Here is a 17,197-nt window from a genome sequence, read left to right on the forward strand (position 1 = left end):
CCAGGTGCTGAGAATTTAATCCTTGTCGCCCGGACCTCCTAGCCGGGCTCACAGGCGCAATTACTTCAGACAACAAGATTTACCTGCTGCGCTCGCTGCGGTGCCGTAGCTCCTCGCGTGCTCGGCCTTCGGTGGCCTGAAATGCGTTGACGCCCGCGCTCTGTCGAGCTCTATTGGCGGGCGCAACGCAGCCACCTGCGGCACATCGATGGCGCGCCAAGAGCAGCTTAACTAAGAAGACTGCAGGTATTGTGCGGCGCACCATCGACGTCAGGTAAATCCAACGTTGCCCGCCATGCCTATGCGTGGCCGAAAAATAGAAGAATTACTGTGTGCAGTCGAGCTTGCGGCTTGCTATTTGGGTGAAGATTAGAGTTTGGCGTCTGGCGCAAGCACGACTGCTCGGTTGGCGCTCCTGGCTTCGAGGTTTGTCTGCGTCAGAAATCCTACTATTTGTTCGAATTCGGTATTGCGGCTTCGCAGGCCACGCATCGCGAGCTTGAGAGCGATTGGCCCCTGCCGGATCAATGCGACGTCGCGCTCGCGAGTCGGCACGGCGGGCAACAGATTTTACAAGCTGCGCCGCCATTCGCTACGCGAAAGGCGTGCTCGGTCTCGGCGACAAAGATGCGTCGACGCCCGCGCTCTGTCGAGCTTCATTGGCGGGCGCGCCGCAGTCGCCTTCGACACGATTTGGGTTGCGCCGAAGACGGCACACCCCAAATCGTCTAGTAAAATCAAACGTTGGCCGCCATACACTATGAGATGCCTTAACTGTAATGGAACAGAGTTAACTTTACTGAAGACTGAATATGGAAAAGGCCTGGTTTGCTTCGCATGTGCCGGTCAGCTTGGTTCCCTATTGTACCTTTTAAAGAATGCGAAATCTACCGGTATAAAACTTAAAAACGCAGAGGATACAATAGAAGATTTGCGAAATTGCCCTCGGTGTGCTAAAGAATTTGAAAAGCGACTCGCAATAAATGATAAGACTGAATGCTTAGTTGACATCTGTTATAATTGCAGTTTAGTCTGGTATGACAGGGGTGAGCTCGAAAGCTTACTAATTCCCCACGTGGCACAGCCTAAAGAGACATCGATAAATTCTGAAAATTTAGCACAATCAGTAAAGGCTGAGAGCCATACTAAAGAATTAGAGACAGAAGATGATAAAATTAAGGCAATGATTCGAGCCGTGCATAGCAATTCGGGATTAGATCCTAAAGAAAAAGGAAAAATCATAGAATTTATTAAGAATGGCCCAGAGGTTCCGAAAGATAAAGGGAAAAGAGGCACCTCTTGGCGGGATGTATTTGACATTGGTGATTTTGGCGATGGCGGAGATGATGGTGGCGGCGATGGAGACGGAGATTAATCATAGTGTACGGCGGCCAACAAAATTTACCTGCTGCGCTCGCTGCGGTGCCGTTGCTCCTCGCGTGCTCGGCCCTACGCGCCAAAGATGCCTTCGTCGCACAAGCGGGACGCTTGTTTTGTGCTCCTCAGGCAGGCGCTTCGGGCACATTTGGTGACGCAAATAGGCTTTACCGGTTGAAATAATGACACATGCGTCACCAAACGTCAGGTAAATTCCGCGTTGCCCGCCATGCCTATGCGTGGCCGAAAAATAGAAGAATTACTGTGTGCAGTCGAGCTTGCGGCTTGCTATTTGGGTGAAGATTAGAGTTTGGCGTCTGGCGCAAGCACGACTGCTCGGTTGGCGCTCCTGGCTTCGAGGTTTGTCTGCGTCAGAAATCCTACTATTTGTTCGAATTCGGTATTGCGGCTTCGCAGGCCACGCATCGCGAGCTTGAGAGCGATTGGCCCCTGCCGGATCAATGCGACGTCGCGCTCGCGAGTCGGCACGGCGGGCAACAGATTTTACAAGCTGCGCCGCCATTCGCTACGCGAAAGGCGTGCTCGGTCTCGGCGACAAAGATGCGTCGACGCCCGCGCTCTGTCGAGCTTCATTGGCGGGCGCGCCGCAGTCGCCTTCGACACGATTTGGGTTGCGCCGAAGACGGCACACCCCAAATCGTCTAGTAAAATCAAACGTTCTATGTCATTGCCTAGCGTCGCGAAGAGATAGAAAGGCAGAAGAGCGCCTCGTCATTGTAAGTTCCTTCCAGGCTTCAACGCTGGTTGTGTAACGATTGCTATATATGAAGATCGCGACGCTCCGCGATCGCTGCAAGAGTTTTACACAGGCGCATTCGCAAAACCCGCGAAGAGTTGTCGGCGCGATGGATCAGGTTTCGTCTTACGCTGCGTTCGCGAGCCTTCGTTCATTCGTACGCGGCGGAAATTACTGAGAGCTCGCGAACTCCGCTTTCATTAAACCTCTGGCGCCTCGTCAGATAAAGTGCGGGTTTTGCGAACACGCCACAGCCCTGCCCCCAAGCGACCGCTTGACGGCAACGACATAGAACAAATTTTACGCGCTGCGCCGCGACCACTCCGTTGGGTCGCGTGCTCGGCCCTGCGCGCCAAAGATGCCTTCGTCGCACAAACGGGACGTTTGTTTGGTGCTCCTCAGGCAGGCGCTCCGGGCACATGCGCTTCGCGTAAAACGCAATGGTTGAAATGCAAAACACTTTACACCCGCAGGCGCACGTCAGCGTAAAATCAAGCGTTCTATGTCATTGCCTAGCGTCGCGAAGAAGTAGAAAAGCCAAAGAGCGCCTCGTCATTGTAAGCTCCTTCCAGGCTTGAACGCTGGTTGTGTAACGGATGCTACAGTTGAAGATCGCGACGCTCCGCGATCGCTGCAAGAGTTTTACCCAGGCGTATTCGCAAAACCCGCGAAGAGTTGTCGGCGCGATGGATCAGATTTCGTCTTGCGCTACGTTCGCGAGCCTTCGTTTTTTCGTACGCGGCGGGAATTACCGAGGCCTCGCGAACTCCGCTTTGCTTAAACCTCCAACGCCTCGTCATGTAAAGTGCGGGCTTTGCGAACACGCCACAGCCCTACCCCCTAAGCGATCGCTTGACGGCAACGACATAGAACAAATTTTACGCGCTGCGCCGCGACCACTGCGTTGGGTCGCGTGCTCGGCCCTACGCGCCGAAGATGCCCTTCGCCCGCCGGCCAATGGGCCTGCATTGGCGGGCTCGGGCAGGCGCTACGGGCACATGCGCTTCGCGTAAAACGCAATGGTTGAAATACAAAACACTTTACACCCGCAGGCGCACGTCAGCGTAAAATCCACGTTGACCGCCATGCCTATGCGTGGCCGAAAATAAGAAGAAGCACTGTGTGCAGTCGAGCTTGCGGCTTGCTATTTCGGTGAAGATTAGAGTTTGGCGACTGGCGCAAGCACGACTGCTCGGTTGGCGCTCCTGGCTTCGATGTTTGTGTGCGTCAGAAATCCTACTATGCGTTCGAATTCGGTATTGCGGCTTCGCAGGCCACGCATCGCGAGCTTGAGAGCGATTGGCCCCTGCCCGATCGATGCGACGTCGCGCTCGCGAGTCGGCACGGCGGGCAACAGATTTTACAAGCTGCGCCGCCATTCGCTACGCGAAAGGCGTGCTCGGTCTCGGCGACGAAGATGCGTCGACGCCCGCAGCTCGGTTGAGCTTCATTGGCGGGCGCGCCGCAGTCGCCTTCGACACAATTTGGGTTGCGCCGAAGACGGCACACCCCAAATCGTCTAGTAAAATCTAACGTTGTGCGAAAGAGCTGGGCAATGAACATATTCTTAAGACGATTTTTGCTCATCTTGTTTCTATTAACAACGGGCTGCGGTCGAAGTATGACTGTAAAGAGAGAGGCTGACTCGAAAGACCCAAATGGAATTTCAAAAGCAGGGGCGATATTATATGTAACCTCTACCGACGGCTTGTTCTTGCGCAGTGCGCCAGATGCATCTGCTAAAAAAGTCGCATTGATTCCATTTGCGGAGAAAGTCAGTATACTTTCGGTCGACGGAATTGCTGTTAGCGTGGGCGGTCGAACCGGAAATTGGGCTAAAGTTGCCTGGCGCGAAAAAACCGGCTACGTATTTGACTATTTCTTAACCGATGAACTCAGTCAGCTATTGGCGCATAAAAGATTCGTGTTTGGTAATGGTTGCACTGGGCTTGAATACAGTGAACATACTTGGCATTTGATCTTTCTCCCGGCCTTTAAATATCGCTCGGAACGCATATCTGGATGGGGCACATCTTGCAATCGAGAGCGCATAGCAGAGGGTAGCTATGACGTCTTCGGTGGTAAACTTACTTTGCGTGCAACGAGCTTATCGGACCGCATTGTTGGTGGCAAAGGGTGCGAAAAGATGAATTTACCGTCTGGCCTGAAGGAAATCATTCCTGGTCATGATGAGGGCATCTTTGTAGTGACTCAATGCGAAAAGAAGCTTGCCATAGCTGCTTCTTATGACAGCCCAAAGATGCTTATTCTAACGAACAATCCGCCGTGAGCCCAGCTCCATCGCACAACAAATTTTACCTGCTGCGCGCGCGACCACTTCGTTGGGTCGCGTGCTCGGCCGCTCCGCGCCAAAGATGCCCTGCGCCCGCCGGCCAATGGGCCTGCATTGGCGGGCTCGGGCAGGCGCTTCGGGCACATTTTTGCTTGTGACGAAGACGCCACAAGCAAAAACGTCAAGGTAAAATCAACGTTGTCAGCCATAATTGCAAAACATATGTTGAAACGAAACTTAATTCTGAACACAGTCATTTTCGTCTCCCTAACCGCCTGCGCTAGCAACCAGCGAAAACAGCCCCAATTTGAATGGGGGCAATCTTTATCTACCGTTAAGGAGAATGAAGCTGTTCGTCTTGAAACAGAGCCTAAGGGACAAGCTACCTATTACAAAGATCGAATTAAGACTCTTACATATGAAGACAAACTCTTGAATGCGCGGTGCGCCTTAACTTATTGGTTTGAAAACGATCATTTGATAGTAGTCTCATATTCTTGCAGCAATCCTGATTGGGACGAAGAAGAACTCAAGGGTCATGTCCGAAATAAGCTTACATCCCTTCATGGGGAGCCAGCGACAATTCCCCAGGGAGATAAATGGTATGATTACTACGTGGCTCAAAATGCGCACATTTATTTTCGCATTGTCCGGATACCGAGTGATCGGCTTGCATTTCGAACTTTTCAAGCCAATATTTTTTACAGCCAGCATTCACATGAAAAATCAAAATTTTTGAAAGCCTTGCTACCGACCTTCGGTCGCTGAGACCCTAGCAATTACGGCTGACAACAAATTTTACGCGCTGCGCCGCTGCGGTGCAGTAGCTCCTCGCGTGCTCGGGTCTCCGCGGCAAAGATCGCGGACGACGCGCACACCGGGAGGTGTGTTTTCGCGCGTCGCCGCGAGCCGCTACGACCACATTTTTTGACGCGAATCGGCTTTACAGATTGATTAAATGACACAGGCGTCAAAAAACGTCAGCGTAAAATCCACGTTGTGCGAAAGAGCTGGGCAATGACATATTCTTTCAAGACCATCATTTTGAGCTTGAGCATAATTTGCTTTTGTACAAAGGCAGGCGTAAGACCACAAAAATCATCAGAGATCGGTTCCCAAGAATTGCAGGTTCCCAACCTTATTTTTCACGTGGTATCTACAGACGGTGTTTTTCTGAGAGAGAAGCCAGAAATTTCGTCAAAGAAAGTGGCCTTAATTCCATTTGGTGATAAAGTTATCACGGGTGAAGGCTACGCGGTTACCGCGCAAATAGATGGCAATTTTGCAAAATGGATTCCAGTTCGGTGGGCCGGAAAGGTCGGATATGTTTTTGACCATTATCTGAAATCCGACAGAGCTACCTTACTCGCCGGAAGAACCTTTAGTTATGGCCTTGATTGTACCGGAAAGACTTACTCAGAGTTTACCTGGCGCTTGTTCTTCTTAGAAAATTTTCAATATCGAATCGAACATATTTCAGAATTCAACTTGTCCTGCACTCTAAAGCACGTCTCGAACGGCTCATACGAGTTAACTGGTGATAAGCTGCGCTTAAAGCCACAGAAAATTGACAATCTATTTATAGGCAGTAAGAATTGCCCGAAACAGACTCCAATCGATATAGTCAAAGGCTATGATTTCGTTGACGGCGGCGAGTATTTGGTCACAAAATGTACCGGAAAGGTCGCTTTTTCGAAAGATCCCGGCAATTCTCAAGGATTTGTTGAAGAAGGGCATTAGCCGTGAGCCCAGCTCCATCGCACAACAAAATTTACCTGCTGCGCTCGCTGCGGTGCCGTAGCTCCTCGCGTGCTCGGCCCTACGCGCCAAAGATGCCCTGCGCCCGGCCAAGCGGGAGCTTGATTTTGCCGGGCTCGGGCAGGCGCTTCGGGCACATTTGGTGACGCAAATAGGCTTTACAGATTGAAATAATGACACAAGCGTCACCAAACGCCAGGTAAATTCCGCGTTGTGCGAAAGTTTAGCGGGGCAAGATTTATGTTTAACAGGACTTTTATTCTAATTGCAATACTAATACTCCTCCTCGGCTATGCTGCGGCTATCTGGTCTGCTGATTCCTTCGAGGTTTATGTCACGGCAAATGATGGCGCCGCGCTACGCGATGCCCCAGGTTTGCATGGCAAGATAGTACAAAAACTAACCTACGGACAAAGCTTAGAGGTTATTGAAGAACTTAAAGTTTTCGAGACTATTACACTCAAGGGGATACCGTATTCAGGCGCATGGTTTAGAGTTAAGTCAGGTCAAAATCAGGAGTTTGTGTTTGCGCCGCTGATTTCCCCAAAGATTGCTGACGAGTTTATTTGTGAAAAGCCCAAAGCGCAAACGAATATTGAAATCTCTGAACGAGATGTGAAAATCGAGTTATGTTCTGATGGGTCTTTTTACCAGGACGAAAGCTATGAATGTAAAGCTAATTGCAGTCTGCACGGTTGCTGGCGCATTAACGCTGGCCGCATCGAAATTTCTAAGCGCAAACAATATCGTGTGGAAGGAATCGGCAAACCAATCCGATGCACACATTTCTGCGAGTATGATAAATACCGGGTGGCTACAGTGATTTGGGCCACACAACCCTACACCGAAAGCTATGTGCAACTTGACAATATTGAAAAAATCATCGCCGGACAGAAGAATGATCCTCCAAATGTAAGATTTTCTCCCGGTTCATCTGCATGCCGCAAGGGGTATCTATTCGGCAAGCCCCGCTAAACCATCGCACAACAAGATTTACCTGCTGCGCTCGCTGCGGTGCCGTGGCTCCTCGCGTGCTCGGCCTCCGGTGGCCTGAAATGCGTTGACGCCCGCGCTCTGTCGAGCTTTATTGGCGGGCGCAACGCAGCCACCTGCGGCACATCGATGGCGCGCCAAGAGCGGCTTCACTAAGAAGACTTCATTTTTTGTGCGGCGCACCATCGACGTCAGGTAAATCCAACGTTCTATGACATTGGCGCGGCACTCTTATCCGCCCGCATCCGTGCGGGCGATGTTGCGGCATTGTTATTTTGATTTAAAGACGATATTCTTAGCACAATCAAAACGAAATTCAGCATTAACCTCTGGTTTCGTCAAACGACCTCTAAGACGAAAGGCTTCGCACTTTTTTGCAATAAGTTTATATTCGCCAATTTCCGAGAAATGTTGATCAAATACTGTTTTAAGAACAATGGTTGGCTCACCGACCATTACTTTCACACGCGTGTTACCACAACATCCGTATTCTGTTATCACATCCGGCAATTCGTCATTGTTCAGATCTGATAAGAAAGATTTACCCCAGCCATAAACACCTTCGTAGAATTGCCAAGAATTATCCTTGAGAATCCAGATATCCGAGTTTTCAGTGAAGGTAGCATAATCAAGGGCCGTACTCGTTCTTTTTACCAAAGCTACATTACCGCGCCGGTCTTGAATCTTCAGGTCTGCTCGAATATTCTTAATAATCTCTCTTTGCCGTTTCCGATCCGGCTGTTCCAAGTAATTACCCTCTCTATCTCGCCACCATTTTCTATAGTACCAGGCAGCATTGAGCAATAAATCTTCGTCATTTGAGCCACAAATGATTTTTAAGGTCCAATTAGGCGCCTTGTATTGAGCGCTTTCGTAACTCTTTGTTTGAATACAGACCTTTGCAGTTTCTTGAGCCGCCAGGAACGGCTCAAAAACCCAGCCTTCTATAGAATTATATGAGACTTTTGCCCATTTTCCTGAAATTCCTTCGACTTCCGTAATCGCATCTGAATATTGTAGTATTTGCACGAATTCATTCTCCGCTGCCCAGCCGAGCTTCGCAGAATCTCGAGCAGGCTTTTCTCTAATATTCAAGCCGCCTAAGGCAAAAACGCCTCGAAAAATTTCCTTGGGCTTCGCGTTGCCCCGTTGCTCCGTCTGGCAGCAAATATTGACGAAGAGAAATGCTGCTAGTAAGACTGGCCGAGATAAGCTGAAGCATTGCATAAGGGTTAAGAAACTGCGTCCGAAAGCGCGCGTAAATTCAAAAATCTTCCGAAATGGGTCGCTCGGCCCTCCATGGCCTCGCTTGCATGCCGCGCCAACGTCATAGAACAAGATTTACGAGCTGCGCTCCCTGCGGTGCCGTAGCTCCTCGGGTGCTCGGCCTCACCCACAAAGAAGCGTTGACGCCGCACGCACGTGACGTGCATTCGGTGCGGCGCAACGCTGTGGGTTCGGCAAATTGATGGTGCTTGGTATGCGGCTTTCCTAATAAGCCAGCTTGTATTGTGCGACGCACCATCAACTTCTCGTAAATCCAACGTTCTATGTCATTGCCTAGCGTCGCGAAGAGATAAAAAAGCCGAAGAGCGCCTCGTCATTGTAAGCTCCTTCCAGGCCTCAACGCGGGTTGTGTAACGACTGCTACAGATGAAGATCGCGACGCACCGCGATCGCTGCAAGAGTTTTTACGCAGGCGTATTCGCAAAACCCGCAAAGAGTCATGTCGCGCTAAATCCGCATTGGCATCGCGCTACGTTCGCGAGCCTTCGTTCATTCGTACGCGGCGAAAATTACTGGGAGCTCGCGAACTCCGCTTTCAATAAACCTCTGGCTCCTCGTCACGTAAAGTGCGGGTTTTGCGAACACGCCACAGCCCTGCCCCTAAGCGACCGCTTGACGGCAACGACATAGAACAAATTTTACGCGCTGCGCCGCGACCACTGCGTTGGGTCGCGTGCTCGGCCCTGCGCGCCAAAGATGCCTTCGTCGCACAAACGGGACGTTTGTTTGGTGCTCCTCAGACAGGCGCTCCGGGCACATGCGCTTCGCGTAAAACGCCATGGTTGAAATACAAAACACTTTACACCCGCAGGCGCACGTCAGCGTAAAATCAACGTTGTGCGAAAGGCTTTTGCAAGTCATTATTTCCGATGAAAGAAATTTCTTATGAACATGCCTTAGATCCGAATGGCCGTCTCATTACTACGGACGTCGGTCAACGCGGCGGCAACTATACCTGCCCAAATTGCAGACAAAGACTAATTTTCAGGGCAGGTGAAATTCGACAGCGGCATTTTGCGCACAAGGGTAACGCTTGTGATCCTGAAACCTATTTGCATCAGGCGGCTAAACTCGCGTTGGGCCAGGAATTAGAGCGTCGAACCGACGCACAGCAAGGATTCAATATTTTAGCATATGGAATACTTCAACATATTGAATCAGGTACAGAACGGGTCGTTTCGACCGAATACACGCAATCTTTGCATCCTTACAATGTCCTGAGCGGCCAACCGAGCATCGCCATAGAAGAACGCCACGCTGGTTTTGTCCCAGACATACTCGTAAAGGGCCAATCCCAAACTTATTTTATTGAAATATTTGTGACACATCCCGTTTCGGAGGAGAAAATTGCATCAGGAATACCGATCATACAGGTTAAAATTGAGAGTGAATCTGACATAGAAACCCTTGTAAAAGGCAATCTGCCAGAGGGGACACAGACACAATTATTCAATTTTGATTCGTTCCGTTCATCAGAGAGTTTTCAAATTCCGCCAAGACCCGAACCTGACAAATCCCCCCAAAAAAATTCTAATATATGGCCTGCTGAACAGCCATTACTGAATCTAGAAGGCACTCATTCCAGCGTAAATCCGAAGGCTCCAATTACAAGAAATACTCGGTCTGATTTTATGCCAATCCGTTTCAGAGGCCAGAACTTTCCTTCAAAGGTGCGCCATTTGTACTACCGTGGTGACAATGAGATTCTGGACTTGTCCAGGACGCCGGGCGTAATAGTTGAAGGTCAAGCGCAGGTAGCTGGCCGAAATGGCGCTTTTCGCTTTCGAGAAACCATTGAAGAAATATTTGAAAAAACCAAAGCCGGCAAGTATATTGTCATTTTCATAGACAAAGTGCCGTGATGCAAAAGCCCATCGCACAACAAGATTTACCTGCTGCGCTCGCTGCGGTGCCGTAGCTCCTCGCGTGCTCGGCCTCCGGTGGCCTGAAATGCGTTGACGCCCGCGCTCTGTCGAGCTTTATTGGCGGGCGCAACGCAGCCACCTGCGGCACATCGATGGCGCGCCAAGAGCGGCTTCACGAAGAAGACTGTATTTATTGTGCGGCGCACCATCGACGTCAGGTAAATCCAACGTTGTCTGCAATGTTTAGCAAAGAGAAAGAGCTCCCGACATCCCTGTCGGTAGCGAAGATTTCAAAAATGTTTTCTTTTTTGCTACTTTGACTTGGCACTCTTAACGGTAGGCACGCCCCAATTTGCACTGGGCACCCTGTGCTCATTCGCATAGTCCCTCAAAACAAAATTCAGTAGAGACTGATACGGGAGCCCTGTTTTCTCGGCCAAACTTTTGAAATACGTGATAATTTGCGGCTCTAAACGGATGGTAACTGGTTCCTTCAGGTGCTTCAGGTATTTCGGCTTCGCCTTTTTCAATTTTGCAAAATCATATTCTTTTCTCATAATTCAACCCCCAAAGACTTCAGTCCTTTCTTTATTCGTAGCTTTCCTCGCTGATATGATGCGAATTTCAGTACCAACATTATTTTCACAATGGACGACAATCAGTGCCCGAGCTTTATCACTGAACCCTACGGCAATATACCGATCTTCTGCATCCGAATGATCAGGGTCTTCGAATATCTCTAGCGGACTGCTGTTAAAAATTGTCGAGGCTTCCTCAAAGGAAACTCCATGTTTTTGTTTATTGGAAGCGTTCTTATTCTCGTCCCAGGTGAACGCTAACTTCATATAGTACATTGTACATACAGCCAATCTTGCCGTCCACCTTTTCTCTGCTTTATTAGAGCTTTGCAAAGAAAGTCCGCCTACGCCCTCCGTGGCTTCGGCGGCTAACGTAAGCTAAACACTGCAGACAACAAATTTTATTTGCTGCGCGCGCGAGCACTTCGTTGGCTCGCGTGCTCGGTCTCCGGTGACGAAGATGCATGGACGCCCGCGCTCTATCGAGCTTAATTGGCGGGCGCCATGCAGTCACCTACGACACATTTTGGCTTGTGCCGAAGACGACACAAGCCAAAACGTCAAATAAAATCAACGTTGCCCGCCATGCCTGTGCGTGGCCGAAAAATAGAAGAAGCACTCTGTGCAGTCGAGCTTGCGGCATGCTATTTGGGTGAAGATTAGAATTTGGCGAGTTGCGCAAGCACGACCGCTAGGTTGGCGCTCCCGACTTCAAGATTCGCGTGCGTCAGAAATCCTGGCATTCGTTCGAATTCGGTATTGCGGCTTCAGAGGCCACGCATCGCGAGCTTGAGAGCAATTGGCCCCTGCCTGATCGACGCTTCGTCGCGCTCGCGAGTCGGCACGGCGGGCAACAGATTTTACAAGCTGCGCCGCCATTCGCTACGCGAAAGGCGTGCTCGGTCTCGGCGACGAAGATGCGTCGACGCCCGCAGCTCAGTTGAGCTTTATTGGCGGGCGCGCCGCAGTCGCCTTCGACACAATTTGGGTTGCGCCGAAGACGGCACACCCCAAATCGTCTAGTAAAATCTAACGTTCTATGTCATTGCCTAGCGTCGCGAAGAGGTAGAAAAGCCGAAGAGCGCCTCGTCATTGTAAGCTCCTTCCAGGCCTCAACGCGGGTTGTGTAACGACTGCTACAGATGAAGATCGCGACGCTCCGCGATCGCTGCAAGAGTTTTACACAGGCGCATTCGCAAAACCCGCGAAGAGTTGTCGGCGCGATGGATCAGGTCTCGTCTCGCGCTACGTTCGCGAGCCTTCATTCATTCGTACGCGGCGGGAATTATTGGGAGCTCGCGAACTCCGCTTTGATTAAACCTCTGGCGCATCGTCAGATAAAGTGCGGGTTTTGCGAACACGCCACAGCCCTGCCCCTAAGCGACCGCTTGACGGCAACGACATAGAACAAATTTTACGCGCTGCGCCGCGACCACTCCGTTGGGTCGCGTGCTCGGCCCTGCGCGCCAAAGATGCCTTCGTCGCACAAACGGGACGTTTGTTTGGTGCTCCTCAGGCAGGCGCTCCGGGCACATGCGCTTCGCGTAAAACGCAATGGTTGAAATGCAAAACACTTTACACCCGCAGGCGCACGTCAGCGTAAAATCAACGTTGTCAGACATAGCCAAGAATATATTTGGATGAAGCCATGAAGAATCTAAAACAAAAAGCCGGCCATTATGAAATTCAGGGAGAAACAATAGCCAAATTTGAATTTTTTGACCATGGCTTTAATCCCTATAGTCGTTACCTGGATATAGAGAAAATAGATTTGATTTTACGACGAAGGCAAGGTCAACAGGTTCAGTATATTGAGGTTCAGGTCAAGTATGGAACCCTTTTCAATTGTGGCTCAAAATGGGAACAGCTCAATTTTGACTTAACCTCGTGGCGTTTTTTTAGCTTAGAGGAGTTTTCCAGGCCGGTCAGCAAAGACCTTTTCTTAGCCTATGTTTTAAGCCACCCTAGTGGCTATAAGGGGGACATATTTATTTTCCCAGTAAAGGTTTTTCAGAAGCTTATTTTGGCATCGACTCGCGTTCAAACGAAGAAAGGCCCAAAGGCACGGATGAATATTTCTCACTGTATCCTTGATGATCGTTGGTACCTGCGCAAACAGAATGGCTTTACTGAATTGACAAAAGAAACGGTTTTAGATGTAACCAAATATCGAAGAAATTTTGGCCTGAAGCCGTAGAGGACGAATTGGCTACGTCTGACAACAAATTTTACGCGCTGCGCCGCTGCGGTGCCGTAGCTCCTCGCGTGCTCGGGTCTCCGCGGCAAAGATCGCGGACGACGCGCACACCGGGAGGTGTGTTTTCGCGCGTCGCCGCGAGCCGCTACGACCACATTTTTTGACGCAAATCGGCTTTACAAATTGATTAAATGACACAGGCGTCAAAAAACGTCAGCGTAAAATCCACGTTAGCTGAAATTTCGCTTAATTTGTTGTGCTTTCGGCCATCCTTGGCCGATTCAAAACTCCTCAGAATATCTTGCCAGGTTATAGCAAATATCGTATCTTGCCAGTGGTAAGAAATTCTTACGAGGGGCGATATGGAAACTATAGAAATCACGAGTGTGTCCTCGAAAGGGCAAGTTGTAATTCCCAAGAGCATAAGGTCTCAATTGTCAATCGGTGAGGGTACAAAATTTATTGTGATAGCAGATGGCAGCAATCTACTCCTCAAGAAAATTAATGAGCCAGATAAGGCAGAATTTGATGCACTAATACGCCGCACGCGAGAAGTCATGAAAAGCCGTAAGGTGACCCCAAAGGATTTGCAGAAGGCAATCAAGGCCTCACGCGCTAAACGCGCTCGATGAAAGTTATTATTGATACGAACGTCTTTGTTTCGGGCATTATTTGGGCTGGTAAGCCTGCTCAGATAGTATCCAAGTGGGTTAGTGGTGAGTTTGAACTCATACTGTCAGCGGAACTGCTTGTTGAGTATGTTGAGGTGATCGAGCGCCTTTCAAAAAATCCGCAATTGGGTTCGCACTGGCAAGATATGTTGATCAAAAAGGCAATTTTCGTGTCCGTTACCCAAACAGTCGATATTTGCCGTGACCCGGATGACAATTTCATCTTGGCTTTAGGCCTGGCGTCAAGTGCCGATTATCTTATAATTGGTGATAAAGATATATTGTCTATTCTAGATTTCCCTATAAAAATCGTGTCTCCCGCTACCTTCTTACTGGAGATTATCCGAAAACATTAATATCGCCTTGCCATCCTTGGCTGCGGCGATATTTCCCCCATGGTCGCGAAACTTCAGACAACAAATTTTACGCGCTGCGCCGCGACCACTTCGTTGGGTCGCGTGCTCGGGTCTCCGCAGCAGAAGATCGCGGACGACGCGCACACCGGGAGGTGTGTTTTTGCGCGCCGCCGCGAGCCGCTACGACCACATTTTGACTTGCTGCGAAGACACAGCAAGTCAAAACGTCAGCGTAAAATCAACGTTGTCTGACATTTCTAACCCGCAATCTTAATCTCGCGGCCTCCATGCCGCGGTCGCACCCTGAAATAGCGCCTTGTTTTTGGCCATTTTTCATAGAATTGAAAAATCCTTGAAGCATCAAATGGGCTGTTTATGGTGCCATATGGCACAAGTAACAGTGAAGGAAGAAGTGGTAAAAATGATAGATTCATTGCCTGACTCCGTTACAGTATCAGATATCATGGAAAAGCTCTATTTTCGTGCTCGTGTAGATGCAGCTTTTAACGACTTGGATAAAAATGGCGGTATCGATCACGTTGAAGTTGAAAGGCGCATGGCTAAATGGCTTTCCGAATAAGGTGGTCAGAACCGGCGATACAAAGCTTTGAAGCTATCTGCCAGTATATTGAACAGTTTTCCCCGCCTTTTGCCAGACTTCTAGCCCGGGAAATTAACTTGCGCGTCAAGGAACTTGGCCAGCATCCCTTAATGGGCAGAAAAGTACCGGAGTTTCCTGAGAAAGACTATAAAGAAATCATTTTTCAAGATTATCGAATTATATACAGGGTCCGTGGAGAAACTGTGGAAATTGGTCTGATTTGGCATGGTGCAAGGGTTTTGCAAGAGCCTTTCCACTAGTGCGCCTGCGCCATCCGTGGCTCCGGCTTACAATCGCGGGTTAGAAACATCAGACAACAAAATTTACCTGCTGCGCTCCCTGCGGTGCCGTGGCTCCTCGGGTGCTCGGCCCTACGCGCCAGAGATGCCCTGCGCCCGGCCAAGCGGGAGCTTGGTTTTGCCGGGCTCGGGCAGGCGCTTCGGACACATTTGGTGACGCAAATAGGCTTTACAGATTGAAATAATGACACATGCGCCACCAAACGTCAGGTAAATTCCGCGTTGTCTGAAATATCGCCAAAGCAAACTCATATGTGACTTTTACCGTTTTGATAATGACTTTTCACTCAGATTAGTTCTTAAACTCTAAGCCATAGTGAATTTCGAGTGGGACGAGGCAAAGAATCGAGCAAATATCAAGAAACACGGAGTTTCTTGTAATGAAGCTGCGACTATCTTCGCGGATAAGAATATCCTGTCTTTACCTGATGAGGAGCACTCGGAAGCCGAAGAACGCTGGGTTTCTGTTGGTATTTCAAAGACCCTTAAAGTATTATTCGTGGCCCATTTATCATTGACGCCCCAAAATGGGGGTACCATACGTATCTTTAGTGCTCGAAAGGCAGAGCCCGATGAAGAACGAGACTATGCCGCAAGTGCAGTGACCCCCGAAAACCGGACAGCTTAACCTGCTGCCATTAGGTTCCTGTATTCAACCGGCGAACGCATCTTCAAGCCTTTATGGGGCGCATGATGGTTGTAGTCATGCATCCAGTCTGAAATCTGCGGCATTACTTTCCACGCGGATTCAAGGCGATTTATGTAAACGTAATCGCGCTTGAATGTTTTCACAAATGCTTCGGCCATACCGTTGCTTTCAGGGCTATAGGCAGGCGTCGTGCAGACTTGAAAGCCGATGGAAGATGCAAAATGAACCGTTTCACGGCTCGTGAATTGTGGGCCATTATCACTGAGCAGTTGAATGGTGTGTGGGCATTCAGCCTTGCCAAAGCGCTCTTCGACTGCACCGAGCAGCATGTCGCGAATGTTCAGACCGTCGATGCCGACGGTGCTGCTAAAGTGATTGATGACTTGCCGATCGTGGCAATCCAGAACAAACGCCACCCAGACGTGAGTGCCATCCCAGGTAAGCACGCCAAATATATCCATGCACCAGCGCACGTCACTTTTCGCCGTGATGATTCTGCCATCATGCACAAGGGTGCGACGGCTTGCAACTTTTTGCAGCAGCAACTGGTGCACCTTCATCAATCGGTAGACGCGCTTCTTATTCACGCGTGAAAAGCCTTGTTTTTCAAGGGTTTTGTTGAGCATTGCTGTCACGCGTCTATACCCGTAAGTCGGTCTTTCATCACAGATGCGTCGGATTTCCGGCAGTACTCGTTCATCTACCGTCTGGTCGGTTTTATTTCCGCGTCGTGAGGATTTCAAGCTTTCATAGAGGTTGGATCGAGATACGCGCAATACATCCGCTACCTGATTCACTCGAAACCCTCGATGCCGCGCAATGGCTTGTGCGAGATCAGTTTTTTTTCGCGTCCAATACGCACGGCTTCCTTGAGGATTTCAACTTCTTCCGTCTTACGACCCAAAATGCTCTCCAGCCGACGGATGCGCTCTTGGAGCTGCCTGACCTGCGATACGGGCAATACTTCCTCTTCGCTGCCAACAGCCGTCAGAGCGCCAGCCTCTTTCAGCTTTTTCCATTTGAAAATCTGCGTCGCTGCGATTCCATGTTTTCGGGCCACATACGACATGCTCATACCGGGCTGTTCGGCCTCTACCAGAATCTCCAGTTTCTCCGCGACCGACCATCTGCGCCGCCGCTGGACGGTTGTGACTAACTCTACCTTAGCCTTAGTACTATCATTATTCATATCACTACTCCTATGTCTTAGGAGCAGGATAAGGTGTCCGGTGATTTAGGGGGTCGCTACAGCATCGATCCAACAATAAAAATACGAGTTAACGAAAACGTATTGTTGAGTCCATATATTTCTGTCAGAAGCCTCTTCTTTTCCGAATTAAATCAAGGGTTGGTTTTCAAAACGTATTATGGAATGAATTGGACATATATTTGGTGACATTCTTGCTACTGCACACAACAAGATTTACCTGCTGCGCTCCCTGCGGTGCCGTAGCTCCTCGGGTGCTCGGCCTCCGGTGGCCTGAAATGCGTTGACGCCCGCGCTCTGTCGAGCTTA

The 17,197-nt window shown here is 49.7% G+C and carries 15 protein-coding genes and 4 pseudogenes; 12 read left to right on the forward strand and 7 right to left on the reverse strand.

The genetic code is table 11. The features are described from left to right. Positions 1-328: 328 nt before the first annotated feature. Positions 329-589: pseudogene (locus tag TURPA_RS17160) on the reverse strand (hypothetical protein); the annotation flags it as partial. A 486-nt stretch (positions 590-1,075) separates the two neighbouring features. Between TURPA_RS17160 and TURPA_RS23625 the strand changes: the two are divergent. Next, positions 1,076-1,375 carry a hypothetical protein gene (locus TURPA_RS23625; protein ID WP_157210564.1) on the forward strand — a complete coding sequence of 100 codons (300 nt, stop codon included), beginning with the start codon at positions 1,076-1,078 and terminating at the stop codon, positions 1,373-1,375. A 264-nt stretch (positions 1,376-1,639) separates the two neighbouring features. Here TURPA_RS23625 and TURPA_RS23630 read toward each other — a convergent pair. Then, a pseudogene (locus TURPA_RS23630) lies at positions 1,640-1,900 on the reverse strand (hypothetical protein); the annotation flags it as partial. 1,393 nt (positions 1,901-3,293) lie between these two features. Further along, positions 3,294-3,479 carry a hypothetical protein gene (locus TURPA_RS23635; protein WP_157210565.1) on the reverse strand — a complete coding sequence of 62 codons (186 nt, stop codon included), beginning with the start codon at positions 3,477-3,479 and terminating at the stop codon, positions 3,294-3,296. A gap of 276 nt (positions 3,480-3,755) precedes the next feature. On the opposite strand from TURPA_RS23635, the gene TURPA_RS17180 reads away from it, so the two are divergent. From TURPA_RS17180 to TURPA_RS17195, 4 genes are all read left to right on the forward strand, one after another. Beyond that, the gene (locus TURPA_RS17180) at positions 3,756-4,424 is read left to right on the forward strand and encodes an SH3 domain-containing protein (RefSeq protein ID WP_014804524.1); all 669 of its coding nucleotides are present in this window, start codon (positions 3,756-3,758) and stop codon (positions 4,422-4,424) included. A 225-nt stretch (positions 4,425-4,649) separates the two neighbouring features. Continuing rightward, the gene (locus TURPA_RS17185) at positions 4,650-5,195 is read left to right on the forward strand and encodes a hypothetical protein (RefSeq protein ID WP_041948643.1); all 546 of its coding nucleotides are present in this window, start codon (positions 4,650-4,652) and stop codon (positions 5,193-5,195) included. A gap of 249 nt (positions 5,196-5,444) precedes the next feature. Beyond that, positions 5,445-6,167, forward strand: coding sequence for an SH3 domain-containing protein (locus tag TURPA_RS17190; protein WP_014804553.1), 723 nt, complete (start codon positions 5,445-5,447; stop codon positions 6,165-6,167). 258 nt (positions 6,168-6,425) lie between these two features. Further along, complete coding sequence (locus TURPA_RS17195) at positions 6,426-7,160, forward strand: SH3 domain-containing protein (RefSeq protein WP_014804554.1); 735 nt, start codon at positions 6,426-6,428, stop codon at positions 7,158-7,160. Positions 7,161-7,448: 288 nt separating this feature from the next. Here the strand turns inward: TURPA_RS17195 and TURPA_RS17205 are convergent, their stop codons facing one another. Then, on the reverse strand, positions 7,449-8,405 hold the full coding sequence (locus tag TURPA_RS17205) for an SH3 domain-containing protein (RefSeq protein WP_014804555.1): 957 nt from the start codon (positions 8,403-8,405) through the stop codon (positions 7,449-7,451). A 929-nt stretch (positions 8,406-9,334) separates the two neighbouring features. Here TURPA_RS17205 and TURPA_RS17210 point away from each other — a divergent pair. Next, the gene (locus TURPA_RS17210) at positions 9,335-10,327 is read left to right on the forward strand and encodes a competence protein CoiA family protein (RefSeq protein WP_014804556.1); all 993 of its coding nucleotides are present in this window, start codon (positions 9,335-9,337) and stop codon (positions 10,325-10,327) included. A 314-nt stretch (positions 10,328-10,641) separates the two neighbouring features. Here TURPA_RS17210 and TURPA_RS17215 read toward each other — a convergent pair whose 3' ends face one another. Then, positions 10,642-10,887 carry a BrnA antitoxin family protein gene (locus tag TURPA_RS17215; protein WP_014804557.1) on the reverse strand — a complete coding sequence of 82 codons (246 nt, stop codon included), beginning with the start codon at positions 10,885-10,887 and terminating at the stop codon, positions 10,642-10,644. A gap of 3 nt (positions 10,888-10,890) precedes the next feature. Beyond that, on the reverse strand, positions 10,891-11,175 hold the full coding sequence (locus TURPA_RS17220) for a BrnT family toxin (protein ID WP_041949521.1): 285 nt from the start codon (positions 11,173-11,175) through the stop codon (positions 10,891-10,893). Positions 11,176-12,556: 1,381 nt separating this feature from the next. On the opposite strand from TURPA_RS17220, the gene TURPA_RS17225 reads away from it, so the two are divergent. The 6 genes and pseudogenes from TURPA_RS17225 to TURPA_RS17255 form a co-directional block, all read left to right on the forward strand. After that, positions 12,557-13,105 carry a hypothetical protein gene (locus tag TURPA_RS17225; protein ID WP_014804559.1) on the forward strand — a complete coding sequence of 183 codons (549 nt, stop codon included), beginning with the start codon at positions 12,557-12,559 and terminating at the stop codon, positions 13,103-13,105. 362 nt (positions 13,106-13,467) lie between these two features. Beyond that, complete coding sequence (locus tag TURPA_RS17230; RefSeq protein WP_014804560.1) at positions 13,468-13,737, forward strand: AbrB/MazE/SpoVT family DNA-binding domain-containing protein; 270 nt, start codon at positions 13,468-13,470, stop codon at positions 13,735-13,737. Then, positions 13,734-14,132, forward strand: coding sequence for a putative toxin-antitoxin system toxin component, PIN family (locus TURPA_RS17235; protein WP_014804561.1), 399 nt, complete (start codon positions 13,734-13,736; stop codon positions 14,130-14,132). Before TURPA_RS17230 ends, TURPA_RS17235 begins: the two co-directional genes overlap by 4 nt. A gap of 385 nt (positions 14,133-14,517) precedes the next feature. Beyond that, positions 14,518-14,712, forward strand: a complete 195-nt coding sequence (locus TURPA_RS17245; protein ID WP_014804562.1) for a hypothetical protein — start codon at positions 14,518-14,520, stop codon at positions 14,710-14,712. After that, positions 14,697-14,993 (forward strand): type II toxin-antitoxin system RelE/ParE family toxin, encoded by a 297-nt coding sequence (locus TURPA_RS24405; protein WP_014804563.1) that lies wholly within the window; start codon positions 14,697-14,699, stop codon positions 14,991-14,993. Before TURPA_RS17245 ends, TURPA_RS24405 begins: the two co-directional genes overlap by 16 nt. A gap of 355 nt (positions 14,994-15,348) precedes the next feature. Next, positions 15,349-15,597 (forward strand): annotated as a pseudogene (locus tag TURPA_RS17255) (BrnT family toxin); the annotation flags it as partial. Positions 15,598-15,645: 48 nt separating this feature from the next. Here TURPA_RS17255 and TURPA_RS17260 read toward each other — a convergent pair. Further along, a pseudogene (locus TURPA_RS17260) lies at positions 15,646-16,870 on the reverse strand (IS3 family transposase); the annotation flags it as partial. Positions 16,871-17,197: the final 327 nt, after the last annotated feature.

The organism is Turneriella parva DSM 21527 (assembly GCF_000266885.1).
In the GTDB taxonomy this organism is placed as follows: Bacteria; Spirochaetota; Leptospiria; order Turneriellales; family Turneriellaceae; genus Turneriella; species Turneriella parva.

Excerpts from the sequence above, each read along its gene's own strand:
- TURPA_RS17210 (WP_014804556.1), top strand. The coding sequence starts at position 9,335 with ATGAAAGAAATTTCTTATGAACATGCCTTAGATCCGAATGGCCGTCTC.
- TURPA_RS17225 (WP_014804559.1), top strand. The coding sequence starts at position 12,557 with ATGAAGAATCTAAAACAAAAAGCCGGCCATTATGAAATTCAGGGAGAA.
- TURPA_RS17190 (WP_014804553.1), top strand. The coding sequence starts at position 5,445 with ATGACATATTCTTTCAAGACCATCATTTTGAGCTTGAGCATAATTTGC.
- TURPA_RS17180 (WP_014804524.1), top strand. The coding sequence starts at position 3,756 with ATGACTGTAAAGAGAGAGGCTGACTCGAAAGACCCAAATGGAATTTCA.
- TURPA_RS24405 (WP_014804563.1), top strand. The coding sequence starts at position 14,697 with ATGGCTTTCCGAATAAGGTGGTCAGAACCGGCGATACAAAGCTTTGAA.
- TURPA_RS17215 (WP_014804557.1), bottom strand. The coding sequence starts at position 10,887 with ATGAGAAAAGAATATGATTTTGCAAAATTGAAAAAGGCGAAGCCGAAA.
- TURPA_RS17205 (WP_014804555.1), bottom strand. The coding sequence starts at position 8,405 with ATGCAATGCTTCAGCTTATCTCGGCCAGTCTTACTAGCAGCATTTCTC.
- TURPA_RS17195 (WP_014804554.1), top strand. The coding sequence starts at position 6,426 with ATGTTTAACAGGACTTTTATTCTAATTGCAATACTAATACTCCTCCTC.
- TURPA_RS17235 (WP_014804561.1), top strand. The coding sequence starts at position 13,734 with ATGAAAGTTATTATTGATACGAACGTCTTTGTTTCGGGCATTATTTGG.
- TURPA_RS17220 (WP_041949521.1), bottom strand. The coding sequence starts at position 11,175 with ATGAAGTTAGCGTTCACCTGGGACGAGAATAAGAACGCTTCCAATAAA.
- TURPA_RS17245 (WP_014804562.1), top strand. The coding sequence starts at position 14,518 with ATGGCACAAGTAACAGTGAAGGAAGAAGTGGTAAAAATGATAGATTCA.
- TURPA_RS17185 (WP_041948643.1), top strand. The coding sequence starts at position 4,650 with ATGTTGAAACGAAACTTAATTCTGAACACAGTCATTTTCGTCTCCCTA.
- TURPA_RS17230 (WP_014804560.1), top strand. The coding sequence starts at position 13,468 with ATGGAAACTATAGAAATCACGAGTGTGTCCTCGAAAGGGCAAGTTGTA.